This window comes from Micromonospora sp. KLBMP9576 (genome assembly GCF_050941805.1).
Lineage (GTDB): Bacteria > Actinomycetota > Actinomycetes > Mycobacteriales > Micromonosporaceae > Micromonospora.
This window is the reverse complement of the sequence record NZ_CP194567.1, coordinates 2,850,207-2,865,788: the sequence shown is the minus strand read 5'-3', so window position 1 is coordinate 2,865,788 and position 15,582 is coordinate 2,850,207. Positions and strand designations below refer to the sequence as shown.

12 protein-coding genes are annotated in these 15,582 nt (G+C 73.0%); 7 read left to right on the top strand and 5 right to left on the bottom strand.

Annotation, left to right across the window (positions count from 1 at the left end; all coding sequences use genetic code 11):
• Nucleotides 1-25: 25 nt before the first annotated feature.
• Entirely contained in the window at nt 26-667 is a 642-nt protein-coding gene (locus ACQ452_RS12785) for an FMN-dependent NADH-azoreductase (RefSeq protein ID WP_433393407.1), read from the bottom strand.
• Between the two features lie 94 nt (nt 668-761).
• Between ACQ452_RS12785 and ACQ452_RS12780 the strand changes: the two genes are divergently transcribed.
• Nucleotides 762-1,289, top strand: coding sequence for a MarR family winged helix-turn-helix transcriptional regulator (locus tag ACQ452_RS12780; RefSeq protein ID WP_433393405.1), 528 nt, complete (start codon nt 762-764; stop codon nt 1,287-1,289).
• Between the two features lie 36 nt (nt 1,290-1,325).
• Here ACQ452_RS12780 and ACQ452_RS12775 read toward each other — a convergent pair whose 3' ends face one another.
• Nucleotides 1,326-1,877: a YciI family protein gene (locus tag ACQ452_RS12775; RefSeq protein WP_433393403.1), complete on the bottom strand. Its 552-nt coding sequence runs from the start codon at nt 1,875-1,877 to the stop codon at nt 1,326-1,328.
• 106 nt (nt 1,878-1,983) lie between these two features.
• Between ACQ452_RS12775 and ACQ452_RS12770 the strand changes: the two genes are divergently transcribed.
• The 5 genes from ACQ452_RS12770 (at nt 1,984) to ACQ452_RS12750 (ending at nt 8,095) form a co-directional block, all read left to right on the top strand.
• Nucleotides 1,984-2,826 (top strand): CHAP domain-containing protein, encoded by an 843-nt coding sequence (locus ACQ452_RS12770; RefSeq protein ID WP_433393401.1) that lies wholly within the window; start codon nt 1,984-1,986, stop codon nt 2,824-2,826.
• Between the two features lie 101 nt (nt 2,827-2,927).
• Nucleotides 2,928-3,542 (top strand): GNAT family N-acetyltransferase, encoded by a 615-nt coding sequence (locus ACQ452_RS12765; RefSeq protein ID WP_433393399.1) that lies wholly within the window; start codon nt 2,928-2,930, stop codon nt 3,540-3,542.
• 118 nt (nt 3,543-3,660) lie between these two features.
• A complete protein-coding gene (locus ACQ452_RS12760; RefSeq protein ID WP_433393397.1) occupies nt 3,661-4,536 on the top strand; it encodes an alpha/beta fold hydrolase in 876 nt (291 codons plus the stop codon).
• Nucleotides 4,537-4,603: 67 nt separating this feature from the next.
• Nucleotides 4,604-5,365, top strand: coding sequence for a hypothetical protein (locus tag ACQ452_RS12755; RefSeq protein ID WP_433393395.1), 762 nt, complete (start codon nt 4,604-4,606; stop codon nt 5,363-5,365).
• Between the two features lie 198 nt (nt 5,366-5,563).
• Nucleotides 5,564-8,095 carry a hypothetical protein gene (locus tag ACQ452_RS12750; RefSeq protein ID WP_433393394.1) on the top strand — a complete coding sequence of 844 codons (2,532 nt, stop codon included), beginning with the start codon at nt 5,564-5,566 and terminating at the stop codon, nt 8,093-8,095.
• A gap of 98 nt (nt 8,096-8,193) precedes the next feature.
• On the opposite strand, the gene treZ is transcribed toward ACQ452_RS12750, so the two are convergent.
• Genes treZ through glgX form a run of 3 tightly spaced genes read right to left on the bottom strand, consistent with a single transcriptional unit; the run spans nt 8,194 to nt 14,379 of the window.
• Nucleotides 8,194-9,927 carry a malto-oligosyltrehalose trehalohydrolase gene (treZ, locus tag ACQ452_RS12745; RefSeq protein WP_433393393.1) on the bottom strand — a complete coding sequence of 578 codons (1,734 nt, stop codon included), beginning with the start codon at nt 9,925-9,927 and terminating at the stop codon, nt 8,194-8,196.
• Nucleotides 9,924-12,260, bottom strand: a complete 2,337-nt coding sequence (gene treY / locus ACQ452_RS12740; protein ID WP_433393391.1) for a malto-oligosyltrehalose synthase — start codon at nt 12,258-12,260, stop codon at nt 9,924-9,926. Before treY ends, treZ begins: the two co-directional genes overlap by 4 nt.
• A gap of 1 nt (nt 12,261) precedes the next feature.
• Entirely contained in the window at nt 12,262-14,379 is a 2,118-nt protein-coding gene (gene glgX / locus ACQ452_RS12735) for a glycogen debranching protein GlgX (RefSeq protein WP_433393390.1), read from the bottom strand.
• Nucleotides 14,380-14,653: 274 nt separating this feature from the next.
• Between glgX and ACQ452_RS12730 the strand changes: the two genes are divergently transcribed.
• Complete coding sequence (locus ACQ452_RS12730; RefSeq protein WP_433393388.1) at nt 14,654-15,319, top strand: response regulator transcription factor; 666 nt, start codon at nt 14,654-14,656, stop codon at nt 15,317-15,319.
• Nucleotides 15,320-15,582: the final 263 nt, after the last annotated feature.

Sequence of the window (15,582 nt, the reverse complement as noted above, 5' to 3'; positions counted from 1 at the left end):
GCGGTCGGTCGCGGCGGTACCTGGCTCAGGCGGCGTAGCGGGCGGCGAGTGCCGCGCCGGCCTGGGCCGCTGCCGACTCGGCGGCCTTGCGCATCATCGAGGCCACCTCGGCGAACTCGTCGAGGGCGGGGTTCACGCCGACGAGGGTGAACTCCCGCTCGACCACCGTGAGGTCGGCGCCCCAGATGTCGGCGAGGATCCGGCGCAGGTAGTCGATGTTGTGGTCCCAGCCCTCGCGCGGGGTGCCGGGGCCGTAGGCGCCGCCGCGGGTGGTGACCAGGACCGTCGGCGTCCCTTCGAGCAGAGGGGTGCCCTGGGGCGCGCCGGCGAGGGCCAGGTCGAGCCAGGTCTTCGCGTGCTGTGAGACGCCGAAGTTGTAGAGCGGCAGGGCGAGGACGGCGCTCGTGGCCTGGCGCAGTTCGGTGGCGATCTGCTCGGCGGTGGCGAGCGCCTCGCGCTGGGCGGGGGTGCGGTCCCCTTCCGCCGTGAAGCCGCCGGAGATCGCGGCGGCCCAGGTGGTCGCGGGCAGCGGGTCCTGACCGAGGTGACGCCGCACGACCGGCACCTCGGGGCGGGCGGCGGTGAACTCGTCGAGGACGAGGTCGGCGAGCGCGCCGCTGGCGGAGCGGTCGCCCTGGATGCTGGCGTCGACGCGGAGCAGGGACATGCGGATCTCCTGGCGGGTGAGCGCGGCTTGAATGTTCAAGTAGAAGCTACGTACCTCAACTTGAATGTTCAAGTGGTGGGATAGGGTTCCACCTGTGAGCGCCGACACCACCAGCGAGACCGCCGGCCGGAACGACGTGCCGTGGCTGTCGGGCGACCAGCAGCGCGACTGGCGCTCCCTGGTCGCACTGCTGGCGACCCTGCCCCCGGCGATGGACGCGCAGCTCAGGCGGGACGCGGGCGTGAACCTCTTCGAATACCAGGTGCTCGCGGCCCTCTCCGAAGCGCCCGAACGCACCCTCGGCCTCAGCGAGCTGGCCGAGCTGGCCCAGGGGTCGCTCTCCCGGCTCTCCCACGCGATCACCCGGCTCGAACGGTCCGGCTGGGTGGAGCGGCGCAGCTACGCCGACCGGGGTGGCCGGCGCGCGAAGGCCCTGCTCACCGACACCGGCATGGCGAAGCTCGAGGAGATCGCCCCGGGTCACGCCCGCGAGGCGCGTCGCCTCGTCATCGACGTGCTCACCCCCGGCCAGCTCTCCGCGCTCGGCGACGCCGCCCGCGCCATCACCGCCGCCGCGCTGGCCGGGGCGACCGAGGCGTGCCGGCAGGCCGGCGACTGCTGACCCGATCACCCGGCGTCCCCGCTGAGCCGCCAGCGGTCACGCCGGCCGCCCGCCGAAGACCCAGTCGTGGACCTCGACGTCGGCGTACCGGCCCGAGGTCAGCACGGCCCGCGCCCGCTCCGGGCCCTCCGCCCGGATGAGCGCCGCCGTGCCCAGCCAGGTGCCGCCGTCGTCGGACAGCAGCGGCCCGTACGCGATCAGGTCGTCCCGCTCCGGGCACACGTCCACCTCGGCGGCCCGCCCCGCGCCGAGGCCGAGCACCAGATAGCGGTTGCCGCCCGTACGACCCCCGGGGAAGTCCCACATGGTGCGCCCCAACGTGTTGTGCCACCGGCGCAGCAGCACGTCCCGGTACACCCCGGCCTGGTAGCCGGGCTCGTCGAAGGCGAACGCCCGCGCGGCGGCGGCGTCCGGCAGGTCGACGATGTGCACGCTGCCGGTCGGCGTCTCCCCGTCGGCGGCGAGGGTCGGACCGCGCGCGATCATCCCGGCCGCGTGCCGGTCCATGAAGGACCAGTGCTCCTCCCGCAGTTCCAGGCGCAGGGCCAGGGAGTCGCGCCGGTCGCGGTGGTAGCAGAAGAACTCCATACGGCAGATCATGGCGTACGCGGGCGCGACGTATATCGGGTGTGGACGGTGATCTTGACTTGTAGGGTGGCCCCTCCGTCACACCCTCCGGAAAAGGACAGCGGACATGCCCAGGATCTCCACCCGTCTTCTCGGCGCCCTCGCCACCAGCGTGCTCGGCGCGACCCTCGGCGTCCTGGCGGTCGCCACGCCCGCGCAGGCGGCCGCCCGCGACGGGATCTGCGACACCGGCGAGTTCTGTTACTACTACAACAGCGACCACGCGGGGTCACTCTCCGACCACGTCGGTTCGCTGGCCGAGTACGGCTCGACCCAGCCCGACTGCTACGAGTTCAAGGGCGCCGGCAGCGGCCAGGGCCTGTGCGTCAAGAACAACGCCGCCTCCGCGTGGAACCGCACCGGCAGCACCGTGCGGGTCTACTTCAACACCGGCTACGACGCCTCCTACGCGTACCAGGACTTCGCGCCCGGCGCGAAGACGAACCTGAACGCCACGCTGAAGAACAACAACGCCTCCCACCAGGCGCTCGCCACCGGGGGGACCTACCCGGCCAGGGACGACTACCCGTACAAGGGGCAGACTTCGGGCAACGACCCCTGGTACTTCTACAAGGGGCAGTGCACCAGCTTCGCGGCCTGGGCGCTGCGCAGCCGGGTCGGCGTGCCCTTCACCGGCCAGTACGGGGGCCAGAGCTGGGGCAACGCCAAGAACTGGGCCGGCGCCGCCGGGCGCGCCGGCGTACCGGTGCACAACACCCCGGAGGCCGGTGACATCGCGGTGCGCCTCGGCGGCGAGTACGGCCACGTCGCCTTCGTCACGAAGGTGAACTCGAACGGCACCTTCGAGGTCGACGAATACAACTACGCCACCGCGTACGCGTACAGCCACCGGACGGTGTCCGTGGGCACCGCCGACAGCCAGTTCTCCCGGTTCATCCGCTTCCAGTGACCCCGGGCCTCGACTGAGGGACGCGGGCACGCCAGCCCACCGGGGTTGGCGTGCCCGAATCCCGGTCGCGCCCCCCGGCGGCCCCGTGCGACCCTGCCGACATGGTTCAACCGATCTTGCGGTCCGCTCGCCTGCTGATGGTCCCCCTCGCCGACCGGCACCTGGAGCTGGAGGTGCAGCTCGACTCCGATCCCGAGGTGCTGCGCTACCTCTTCGGCCGGGCCCGGTCCCGCGACGAGGTGGCCGCGTCGCACGCGGGGCGGCTGGGCCTGGCCGAGAAGGTGGACGGCCTGGGCTTCTGGATGGCGTTCGGCACCGACGGCGGGGCACGCGGCTCGGTACGGCCGGCACGCGAGGAGGACGGCGACTTCGTCGGGCTCATGATGCTTCCGCCCGCGCACGGCCCCGACCAGCCCGACGACCCGACCGTCGCCGACCTGGGATACCGCCTGTCCCGCCGGTGCTGGGGAAGAGGGCTGGCCAGCGAGGCGTCCCGGATCCTGCTGCGGCACGCCTTCGACACCGTCGGACAGGCCCGGGTGATCGCGCAGACCATGACGGTGAACGCCGGCTCGCGACGCGTGCTGGAGGCCGTCGGCATGCGCCACGTCCGCACGTACTTCCCCTCCTGGGACGACCCGCTGCCGGGCACGGAGCAGGGCGAGGTCGAGTACGAGATGACCCGCGGGATGTGGCAGGCGGGTCGGATCCGGTGACGGCCGGCGGTCGGTGCCCGCGGGCGCACAGGCGAGGCGGTCGGCGTCGCCCAGCGGGACCGCCCCGCACGGGCGCGCTCAGCACGTTCTGTCGGCCGTCGGCCATAGGCTGCCGGGCATGACGAAAAGCCAGACGCGCACGCTCACCGCGCCCGACGTCGACCTGGTCTACGACGTCCGGGACCCGCTGCCCGGCTCCGGCGGGCACCGCACGCTGCTCATGATCGGCCAACCGATGACGGCGGAGGGCTTCGCCGCGCTCGCCCCCCACTTCACCGACCGGACGGTCGTCACCTACGACCCCCGGGGGCTGGGCCGCAGCGTCCGCAGGGACGGCCGGTCGGATCACACGCCGCAGACCCAGGCGGCCGACCTGCACCTGCTGATCGAGGCGCTCAGCACCGGCCCGGTCGACGTGTTCGCCAGCAGCGGCGGCGCAGTGACCGCACTCGAACTGGTCACGGCCCACCCCGGCGACGTCGGCACGCTGGTGGCGCACGAGCCGCCGATCAACTCCGTGCTCCCGGACGCCGGGGCCGCCGAGCGCGCCCGGGCCGCCTTCCACGAGGCGTACCAGGCGCGGGGCACGGGCGCGGGCATGGCCGCCTTCATGGCCATGGTCTCCTGGCAGGGCGAGTTCACCGACGCCTACTTCGCCCAGCCCGCGCCCGACCCGGCGGCGTTCGGCCTGCCGACCGACGACGACGGCTCCCGCGACGACCCGCTGCTGTCGAAGGCATCCTGGGCGATTTCCGACTACCGCCCGGACGCGCAGGCGCTCGCCGCCGCGCCGACCCGGGTCGTGATCGCGGTCGGCGAGGAGACGGCGGGGACCTACACGGCGCGTACGGCCGTCGCCATCGCGGAACTGCTCGGCCAGGAGGCCGTGGTGTTCCCGAGCCACCACGGCGGCTTCCTCGACGGCGAGTTCGGTTACGCGGGCAAGCCCGCCGAGTTCGCGGTGCGGCTGCGAGAGGTGCTGGACGCCGGCTGACCACGCCCGGCCCGCACCGCCAGGCGGGCCGGAGCCTGGGCCTGCGTACGCCTGTCACCATGTCGGCGTGACCCGCGAACCCCCCGGACCGCCTGCCGCCCATCCGTTCGCGGGCGCGACGATGATCCGCTGGCGCGACCCCGTGCTCTGGCGCTGCCTCGCGGCGCACGCCACGATCACGTCGCTGCTGGCCCTGCTCGATCGGGGCGCGGGTCCGTGGGAGTCCCCGTACGCCCAGGTCCTTGTCGCCGGGCTGGCGGTGGTGCCCCTGGTCGCGGCGGTGTTCCTGTCCGTCGGGGGTCAGCCCGGCGCGGGTGGGGCGATGTTGGCCAGCGCCGCCCTGATGGTGCCGGTGGCGGCGCTGGGGGTGGCGGAGGGCGCGCTGGCGCTGGCGGCCGACGCGCACCTGGCGACGGTTGCCGCCGCGGGATGCCTGCTCGGAGCGGGTGTCTCGGTGGTGCTGTTCGGGCTGGTCAGGGTGTGGCAGCGCTACACGGCCAACCTGCCGGCCGGGTCGTCGCGGGCCCGGGGCAGCGCGATGCCCGGCGTCCTCGTCTCCGCGCTGCTCGTCGCCGTCGGCACGTACCTCGCGCCCGAGCGGCAGCAGGGCCGGCGGCTGGGCTCGGTCGTCTGGGTGTTGTCCCGAAAGGCGGAGATCCAGAGCCCGTTCTGGTGGTGGGCCGGTTGGGTCGGAGTCGCCGGCTGCGTGGGATCGCTGGTGGTGCTCGCCCTGACCGAGCGCCGCCGGCAGCACCAGCTCCGCGCCGCCGGCACCCGCGCCCCGGCGGCGGACCGGCGTCGCCGGCGCCGTCGCCCGCCCGGCCGGTAACGGCTGCCCCGCCGGGATCGTCCGCGGCGGCGCGATGGCCAGTGGTCCGGGGGATGACCCTGCGCCGACAGGAACGCCGCCTGCACACCGGCATGTCGAGTTGTCTATCCGACCATCGGACGGGCTGCGTCCCGGCCCTCCACTGTGCTCTGCTTGACGGGACTCGTGTGTCCGTCGAGGGAGAGAGTTGGACGACCAGTGAGTCTGGACGACGTGTTCGAGCCGGGGTGGTCTGCCCTTGACCTCTTCGCCGATCGCGTGCCGGAGAGCACGGCCTTTTCGGTGGCGGTGCTGAGTCATCTGTCGAATGTGCTCGACGGGCGTGCCGTACTGCGCCGCCCCGTACGCAACAACGTGCTCACCTTCTACGGCGTGGGTGGCATCGGCAAGACCGAGCTGTCCCACCGGCTCGAACGCTGGCTCGCGGGAGAGGCGGCCGGCGGCACAGACTGGCCCGAACCGCTCCGCTTCGACCACCAGGTGCGCTGCGCCCGGCTGGACTTCCACGGCTCCCACACGGTCGACGCGATAGGTGCGGTGCTCGCCCTGCGCTCGGCGGTGGCGGGCCCGGGGCGGCCCTTCCCGGCCTTCGATCTGGGTCTCGCCGCCTGGTGGTCGCACGCCCGGCCGGGTAGCCCGCTGCCCGAGTTCCGCAACCGTTCCGGGTTCGACGTGCGCGGCCAGATCATCGACACGGTGGGAGATGCGGTCGGCAAGGCCGGTTACGGGCTCGGCGCGGGGCAACTGACGGTCCGGGTTGGGCTGGCGGTCATCAACGCCATTCGCCAGGGGCGGCTGCGCGACCGGATGCTGCGGGGTTGTGCGCCCCTGTCGGTCATCGCCGAGGAAGCTGGCCGCCAGGCCACGCCGTGGGTGGCCGCCACCCTCGCCGGGCTGCTGTCCTGGGATCTGGAACGGCTGGTGCGCCCGGAGCGGGCGCTCGTCGTGGCGTTCGCCGACGCGGTCGAATACGTCCAGGGTGGCGACCGTACGCAGGAGAGCCTGCTCAATCGCATCGTGCATCTGACGCCCGGCGTGTTGTGGGTCATGACCACGCGCCGCAGCCTCGACTGGGCGGACTCCGCCGTGCCGGTCCTGCGGGCGACCGGGGCGCACGTCTGGCCGGGCCTGCACCTGCGGACGGCGACGGAACCGCGGCAACACCTGGTCGGGGACCTTGCCGATGTGGATGTCACCCGGTTCCTGGAGCACGCCTCCGGCAGCCGGGGCAACCCCGAGCTGAGCCCCGACGTCATCAGGCGCATCCGGGACGGTGCCCACGGTCTGCCGCTCTATCTGGACCTGTCGCTGTCCATCGCCCGGCAGGCCGGGCAGGCGCCGGACCCGGAGCTGTTCGGCGGGCCGCTGCCCACCCTGGTCACCCGGATCCTCGCCGACCTGCCCGAGGCCGAGCGGGACATCACCCGCACGGCGGGTCTGCTGCCGCAGTTCGACGCGCCACTGCTGGCCGAGGCGGCCGGGCGCAGCGAGGGCGACGCCGTCCGGTTCTGCGCGCGTACCCTCGTCAAGGAGCAGGACAATCGGTGGTTCCCGTTCCGGCTGCACGACGCCGTCCGGGCTGCGCTTCGCGACGAGGCGGTGACCGAACCGGGTGCCTGGACGGCTGAGGACCGACGGCGTCGCGCCGGCGACCTGCTGGCGGGGCTGCGCAACAGACACGACGAGGCGCCGGAGGATGTCGAGCGACGGCTTGCCGTGCTGGAGTTGGCGGCCCGGCTCTGCGCGGATCACGACCTCAGGGCGGACTGGCTACGCAGGTCCCTCTTCGAGATGCCCGCGATGAGCCGTACCGCCGAGCGACTTCCGCCGGCGAACGAGGACACCTGGATAGGCAACCTCGCCCGTTTCTTCGACGCTTACCGTGGCGGCACCTCCCAGGACCGGGTCGCCCACTTCCGGAGGCTGCTCGACACCCCGCTGCCGCCCGACATCGCCCGCGCCACGCGGTTGTTCCTCAGCTACACGCTGCGCGGCCAGGGTGAGGCGGAGGCCGCCCTGGCCATCCTCCGTTCTCTGCTCGCCGCCGAGCCCCAGTCCTCCCTCATCCGCTACCAGGTCTGTCTCACGTTGCTGTCGCTGCGCCGGTTCGACGAACTCGAGCGGCACCTGCGGGAGTCGCCGCCGAGCGAAGAGACGGAGATCCGGCGGTTGGTCAGCGACCTCGCCTGGGAACGGGGCGACCTCGTCGAGGCGATCGTCGGCCCCCGCCTGCGGGCCGAGCACCTGCGGAGCCGGGGCAGACACCGGGTGGCGCTGGAGAACGAGAGTGCGGCGCTCTGGCGTTCCGCCGTCGCCGGGCGCACCACCGTCGAGGCCTGCGACGACATGATCGCCAGAAGCGACTGGTACGGCCTGCGGCTCGGTCTCCGCACCGCGCTCACCGCCAAGGCGGTACTGCAACTGCCGGACGACGACCTCGCCGCCGCGACCGCCGCCGAGATCGACCGGGTACGCGCCGACACCGAGCCTGTCGGCTGGCGGGAGTGGACCGTTGCCGTGTTCCGGGCGCTGCGCCGCGGCGACCACCAGGCGGTCGAGCAGATCAGCGCGGCCGCCACGGCGAACGACACGAGTCGTGGCCCTGCCTGGGTGCCCCTCGATCGGGCCCTCCGGTTCGCCGGCCATCCCTCGATCTTCGCCGCGCACATGGGTGGGGACCTGCCCGTCGACCCGCGCTGGCATGCCGTGATAGCCAGCCTCGTCGGCTGAGTCGAGCGGCCGGTGTGGCCACGGAGCGCACGGGCCACGGAGTACACGGGCCACGGAGCGCACGGGCCACGGCGCCTGCTGGCCGACACGCCCGACGGTCAGAGCGCCACGACCGCCGCCGTCTCGGCCGGCAAGTCGATGCGGTCCCGGGTCACCGTGACCCCCTCCCCCGTGGCCAGCAGCACCCGCCGCGCCACCCCCGGCAGGGTGACCCGCTGCGGCTTGGCGGCCAGGTTCGCCACCACCAGCGTCTCGCCCCGGCGCAGCACCAGGAACTGGTCGCCGTGGCGCGCCTCGACGCTGTGCAGCCTCGGGTCGGACAGGTCGGCGCGGCTCTTGCGCAGCGCGATGAGCCGCCGGTGGAACTCGTACATCCCGCGGTGTTCGGGTTTGTCCAGCTCGGACCAGTCGAGCCGGGAGCGGACGAAGGTCTGCGGGTCCTGCGGGTCGGGGACGTCATCGGAGGCCCAGCCGTGGTCGGCGAACTCCCGCTTGCGGCCGACGGCGACGGCGGTCGCCAGCTCCGGTTCGGGGTGGCTGGTGAAGAACTGCCACGGGGTGGACGCCGCCCACTCCTCCCCCATGAACAGCATCGGCGTGAACGGCGCGGTGAACAGCAGCGTCGCCCCGACCCGGAGCAGGGCGGGCGACAGCGACGCGGAGATCCGGTCGCCCGTGGCCCGGTTGCCGATCTGGTCGTGGTTCTGCAGGTACGCGACGAACCGGTGCCCCGGGGTGCGCTGCCGGTCCACCGGCCGGCCGTGGTGGCGGTCGCGGAAGCTGGAGAAGGTGCCGGCGTGGAAGAAGCCGCCGGTCAGCACGTCGGTGAGGCACTCCAGGGAGCCGAAGTCGCCGTAGTAGCCCTGCCGCTCACCGGTGAGCAGGGTGTGCAGGGCGTGGTGGGCGTCGTCGTTCCACTGGGCGTGCAGGCCGAAGCCGCCGGCCTCGCGGGGGGTGATGAGCCGGGGGTCGTTGAGGTCGGACTCGGCGATCAGCGACAGCGGCCGGCCCAGGTGGGTGGCGAGGGCCTCGACCTCGATCGCGACCTGCTCCAGCCAGGGTGTGGCGCGGGAGTCGGGCATGGCGTGCACGGCGTCGAGGCGCAGCCCGTCGACGTGGTAGTCGCGTAGCCACATGAGGATGCTGTCGACGATGTAGCGGCGCACGCCGTCGGAGTGCGGGCCGTCGAGGTTGACGGTGCGGCCCCAGGTGTTGCTCTGCTCGGTGAGGTACGGCGCGAACATCGGCGCGTAGGCCCCGGAGGGCCCGAAATGGTTGTAGACGACGTCGAGGATCACCCCCAGCCCCTTCGCGTGGGCGGCGTCGACGAGGCGTTTCAGGCCGTCCGGCCCCCCGTAGGGCTGGTGCGGGGCATACCAGCAGACCCCGTCGTAGCCCCAGTTGTGCTCGCCGTTGAAGGCGTTGACGGGCAGCAGCTCGATCAGGTCGACGCCGAGGTCGACGAGGTGGTCGAGGCGGCCGATGGCGGCGTCGAAGGTGCCCTCGGGGGTGAACGTGCCGACGTGCAGCTCGTAGAGGACGCTGCCGGGCAGTTGCCGGCCCGTCCAGGACTGGTCGGTCCACTCGAACGCGGCGTGGTCGTAGCGGCGGCTCGGGCCGTGCACGCCGTGCGGCTGCCACGGGGAGCGGGGGTCGGGCAGGGCCCGATCGTCGTCGTCGAGCAGGAACGCGTAGTCGGTGCCGGGGTCGGCGGTGGGCACCTCGACGCGCCACCAGCCGTCGGGACCGACGCGCATCTCGTGGTCGGTGTCGCCGGGCAGGCGCAACCGCAGGCGGCTGGCCCGGGGCGCCCACACCGTGAACTCGGTCATGACGAAGCCTCCACGGACTCGGTGGTGGGAGCCAGCAGCGCGACGGGATAGGTGGCCAACAGATCCGCCAGCGGGGTCTGCCCGCCACCGTGGACCCGGCCGGTGAACACGTCGGTCATTTCGTGAACGGGAAGCGACAGGGTGGTGTCGCCCCAGCCGCCGGCGCGGGCCAGGCCCAGCGGCAGCCGGGTGGCGACGGCGATCGCGCCGCCCCGGTCGAAGGCGAGCGCGTGCCGCCCGGCGGGGCCCTGGGCGGGCACCGGCCGGTAGCCGGTGAACAGCTCGGGACGGTCGCGGCGCAGCCGCAGGGTCCGCGACACCACGAGCAGCTTCGCCGCGCCGGACGCGTCGACGGGCGGGGTCGCGCCGGCGTCGAGGCGGGCCAGCATCTCCCGGCGTACGGCGAAGTCGACCGGACGGCGGTTGTCGGGATCGACCAGGGAGTTGTCCCACAGCTCGGTGCCCTGGTAGGTGTCGGGTATGCCGGGCATGGCGAGCTGCACGAGCTTCTGGCCCAGCGAGTTGGACCAGCCGGCGGGGGTGATCTCGTCGGCGAACGCGGTCAGCTCGGCGGGTAGCCGCGGGTCGTCGTACATGGCGTCGACGACGGCGTGCATGGCGTCCTCGAAGGCGGGGTCGGGGTCAGCCCAGCTCGTCGACACCGACGCCTCCCGGGCGGCCTTCTCGGCGTACGCGTGCAGGCGCTCGCGCTCGATGGGCCAGGCGCCGACGGCGGTCTGCCAGAGCAGGTGCGCGAAGGCCGGGTCGGGCAGTGGGGCGCGGTCCGCCCACCGGGTGACCAGGTCGGCCCAGCGGCCCGGCAGCTCGCTGAGCACGGCGAGGCGGGCCCGCACGTCCTCGGAGCGCTTCGTGTCGTGGGTGGAGAGGGTGGTCATGCTGGCCGGCCAGCGCACCTGCCGGGCGGCGGCGAAGCGGTGGAATTCGGCCGGCGGCACCCCGAAGTGGGCGGGGCTGCCGCCGACCTCGTTGAGCGCGACGAAGCGGCTCCACCGGTAGAAGGCGGTGTCCTCCACGCCCTTTGCCATGACCGCGCCGGTGAACTGTGGGAAGCGCCGCGCCAGCTCGTCGTCGGGGTCGCGCAGCCGGCGGGTCAGCGCGTCCAGGGCGGCGGTCAGGTCGGGGCGGCGGCGGCCGGCCTCGGCGCGGGCGGCGGCCAGGTGCCGGGCGCCGTGCGGCGGGTAGCCCCGGTAGACGGCGAAGGCGGCAGCCAGCTCGGCCAGGCCCGCGCGGGCGGCGTCGCGCTCGACGTCACCGGCGAGCGCGGCGAGCCGGGTCAGCTCCGCCGACAGCAGCCGGGTGGCGGCTTCCAGCTTCGTGTCGTGGGTGAGGTCCTGCCAGGAGGTGCGCCGGCCGGTCAGGTGGGTGTCGAGGGCGGTGAAGTCGCCCTCGGCGTCGGGGTCGACGAAGAGCCCGCCGGCGGCGACGAGGGCGTCGTAGCCGGTGGTGCCGTGCACCGGCCAGTCCGGCAGCTCCTCGCCGTACTCCAGGATCTTCTCCACGATCAGCCAGGCGTCGGGCGCGGCGGCGCGCAGCCGGGCCAGGTAGCCGGCCGGGTCGCGCAGCCCGTCGGGGTGGTCGACGCGGATGCCGTCGATCTCGCCGGCCGCCGCCCAGCGCAGGACCAGCTCGTGGGTGGCGGCGAAGACCTCCGGGTCCTCGACCCGCAGCCCGGCCAGGCCGGAGACGGCGAAGAACCGGCGGTACGTCAGTTCGGCGTCGCCGCGCCGCCAGGAGACCAGCTCGTAGTGCTGCCGGTCGTGCACCTCGCGGGGGGTGCCGTCGCCGGTGCCGTCGGCGACCGGGAAGCGGTGCTCGTGGTAGCGCAGCTCCCCGTCGGCGAGCGTGAGGTCGTCGAGGGCGGCCGGGGAGTCGGCCAGCGCCGGCAGCAGCAGCCGGCCCCGGTCCCAGTCGACGTCGAACCAGTTCGCGTACGCGGAGCCGCGGCCCCGGCGCAGCACGTCCCACCAGGCGGGGTTCGCGGCGGGCACGGCCACCCCGGCGTGGTTGGGCACGATGTCGACGACCAGGCCGAGGCCGGTGGCGCGCAGCGCCGCCAGCAGCCGCGCCCGGGCCGCCTCGCCGCCCAGCTCGGGGTTGACGGCGCGGTGGTCGACCACGTCGTAGCCGTGCGCGGAGCCGGGGGTGGCCGTCAGCAGGGGCGCGCTGTAGAGGTGGGTGACGCCGAGGGCGGCGAGGTAGTCGGCGAGCGCCGCGGTGGTGTCCAGGTCGAAGCCGGGGCGCACCTGCACCCGGTAGGTGGCGCCCACCCGGGGGGCCGGCGCGTGGGCGTGGGATCGAGGGGTGTCCGACATGTCAGGTGATCCTCTCCAGCACCACCACGCACCGGTCGGGTACGCAGAGGGTGTGGCCCGCCTCGACGACGGTGGTCTTCTCCGGTTCCGGTTCGGCGGTGCTGATCACCAGTTCCCAGCGCTGGCCGAACTCGGGGCCGGGCACGGTGAAGTCCAGCGGCGCGTCGTGGGCGTTGAAGCAGAGCAGGAAGGAGCTGTCGACGTGGCGCTGGCCGTACGGGCCGCGCTCGCGGATGCCCTCGCCGTTGACGAAGAGCGCGACGGAGCGGCCGAAGTCGTTGCCCCAGTCCTCGCCGGTCATCTCCCGCCCGTCGGGGGTGTACCAGGCCAGGTCCGGCAGGGGCTCGTCGACCTCGCGGCTGCGTACGGTGAAGCCGGTGAAGAAGCGGCGGCGGCGGAACACCTGGTGGCGGCGGCGGAAGTCGACGAGTTTGCGGGTGAACTCCAGCAGGTCGGTGTCGACGTCGTCCCAGTCGACCCAGGCCAGCTCGCTGTCCTGGCAGTAGGCGTTGTTGTTGCCGCGTTGGGTGCGGCCCAGCTCGTCGCCGTGGCCGATCATCGGTACGCCCTGGGAAAGCACCAGGGTGGCCAGGAAGTTGCGGCGCTGGCGGGCGCGCAGGGCGCGTACGTTCTCGTCGTCGGTGTCGCCCTCGACGCCGCAGTTCCACGACCGGTTGTGGCTCTCCCCGTCGCGGTTCTCCTCACCGTTGGCCTCGTTGTGCTTGTCGTTGTACGACACCAGGTCGCGCAGCGTGAACCCGTCGTGGCAGGTGACGAAGTTGATGCTGTGGAACGGGCGGCGACCGTCGTCCTGGTAGAGGTCGGCGGAGCCGGAGATGCGGGAGGCGAACTCGGCGAGGGTGGCGGGCTCGCCGCGCCAGAAGTCGCGCACGGTGTCGCGGTACTTGCCGTTCCACTCGGTCCACACCGGCGGGAAGTTGCCCACCTGGTAGCCGCCCGGCCCGACGTCCCACGGCTCGGCGATGAGCTTGACCTGGCTGACCACCGGGTCCTGCTGCACCACCTCGAAGAAGGTGGAGAGGCGGTCGACCTCGTAGAACTCGCGGGCGAGGGTGGCCGCGAGGTCGAAGCGGAACCCGTCGACGTGCATCTCGGTCACCCAGTAGCGCAGCGAATCCATGATCAGTTGCAGCGAGTGGGGGCTGCGGACGTTGAGGCTGTTGCCGGTGCCGGTGTAGTCGACGTAGTAGCGCCGGTCGGACTCGCTGAGCCGGTAGTAGCTGGGGTTGTCGACGCCCTTGAAGCTCAGCGTCGGGCCGAGGTGGTTGCCCTCGGCGGTGTGGTTGTAGACCACGTCGAGGATGACCTCGATGCCGGCGGCGTGCAGCGCCTTGACCATGCCCCGGAACTCCTGCACCTGCTGGCCGAGGTGCCCGAGCGCCGAGTAGCCGTGGTGCGGGGCGAAGAAGCCGATGGTGTTGTAACCCCAGTAGTTGCGCAGCCCCATGTCGGACAGCCGGTGGTCGTGCACGAACTGGTGCACCGGCATCAGCTCGACGGCGGTCACGCCGAGCTTCGTCAGGTGCTCGATCATCGGCGGCGAGGCGAGGCCGGCGTACGTGCCGCGCAGTTCCTCGGGGATGTCCGGGTGGCGCATCGTCAGGCCACGCACGTGCGCCTCGTAGATCACCGAGTGGTGGTAGGGGGTGCGGGGCGGGGAGTCGTTGCCCCAGTCGAAGTACGGGTTGACCACCACCGACTTCGGCATGAACGCCGCCGAGTCGCGGGTGTTCATGCGCTCCGGGTCGCCGTGCTCGTAGTCGTAGACGGCCGGGTCCCACCGCACGTCGCCGTCGACGGCCTTGGCGTACGGGTCGAGCAGCAGCTTCGCCGGGTTGCAGCGCACCCCGTTGGCGGGGTCGTACGGGCCGTGCACGCGGTAGCCGTAGCGCTGCCCCGGCTCGATGCCGGGGATGTACGCGTGCCACACGTACGCGTCGACCTCCCGCAGCTCGACGCGGCGTTCCGCCCCGGTGTCCCACTCGTCGAACAGGCACAGCTCGATCCGCTCGGCCACCTCGGAGAAGATCGCGAAGTTGGTGCCCATCCCGTCGTAGGTGGCTCCCAGCGGGTAGCGCTGCCCCGGCCAGACCTGCATGTCGCTCCTTCGAACCAAGATCATGAGCGCGCACCGCACCATGAACGCACCGCTCGGCGAGGCCGACGGCGCGCGCCCGGGTATTGCCCCGCCGCTTCGGTCGCCAATCCACCCGATCGGCGGATGGCCGAAACTGGCCCGACTGGTAACGACGTCGGCGTTCGCCACCGTACGCGGTCCGGCCGTCGCTGATTACGATCTTGCATCCGCACTGGTCGCGGCGCTGATCATCGGACAGACTCGCAGGACCCGGCTGGGACGAGGCCCGAGGGGGATGCGTGTGCGGGTGCTGCTGGTGGAAGACGACCTGCGCGTGGCGGCTGCCCTCTCCAAGGCCCTGCGCCGCCGGGGGCACGAGGTCGTGTCGGCGCTGACGGCGGCCGAGGCGGTCCGGGCCGACCCGGTCGACCTGGTCCTGCTGGATCTCAACCTGCCCGACCGCGACGGGCTCGAGGTGTGCCGGCGGCTGCGCCAGCTCGACGAGGACGTCGCCATCATCGCGGTCAGCGCCCGCGCCGAGGAGCACGACCGGGTCGCCGGCCTGCGTGCCGGCGCCGACGACTACGTCGTCAAGCCGTTCTCCATGATGGAACTGGAGGCCCGCATCGAGGCGGTGCTGCGCCGCACCGCCCGCAGCGCCCGCAGCACCACCAGCGAACTGCGGGTCGGCACGCTGCGCATCGACGTCGACGCCCGGCGGGTCTGGGTGGGCGAACGCGAGGTCGGCCTGGCCCGCAAGGAGTTCGACCTGCTGATGGCGTTGGCCCGACAGGCCGGCGCGGTGGTACCCCGCGACCGGTTGCAGCTTGACGTCTGGCAGACCACCTGGGCCAGCCGGCACAACCTCGACGTCCACGTCGCGGCCCTGCGCGGCAAGCTCGACGACGCCGGCCTGGTCGAGACCGTCCGCGGCGTCGGCTACCGGCTACGCGCCGGCTGACCGGGCACGGCCCCGGCCACCGGACGCGTGCGCCTGCGGGCACCGTCGGTGAGCGGGGCGGGCCAGCGGGCTGGGTATCCGATGCCGGTGCGGGTGGCGGTGATCGGGGCACGCCCGCGCCGGCCCTGCCGCAATCTCAGGTGATGCTCAAGAAACCCTCGTGATGCGCCAACGGCGTGCCGCGTGCGAGTGTGCTGGGGCACACAACCCCCGCCCACCTCCTGTTTGGAGATCCCCCCTTTGCGATACAGACGGACAACGGC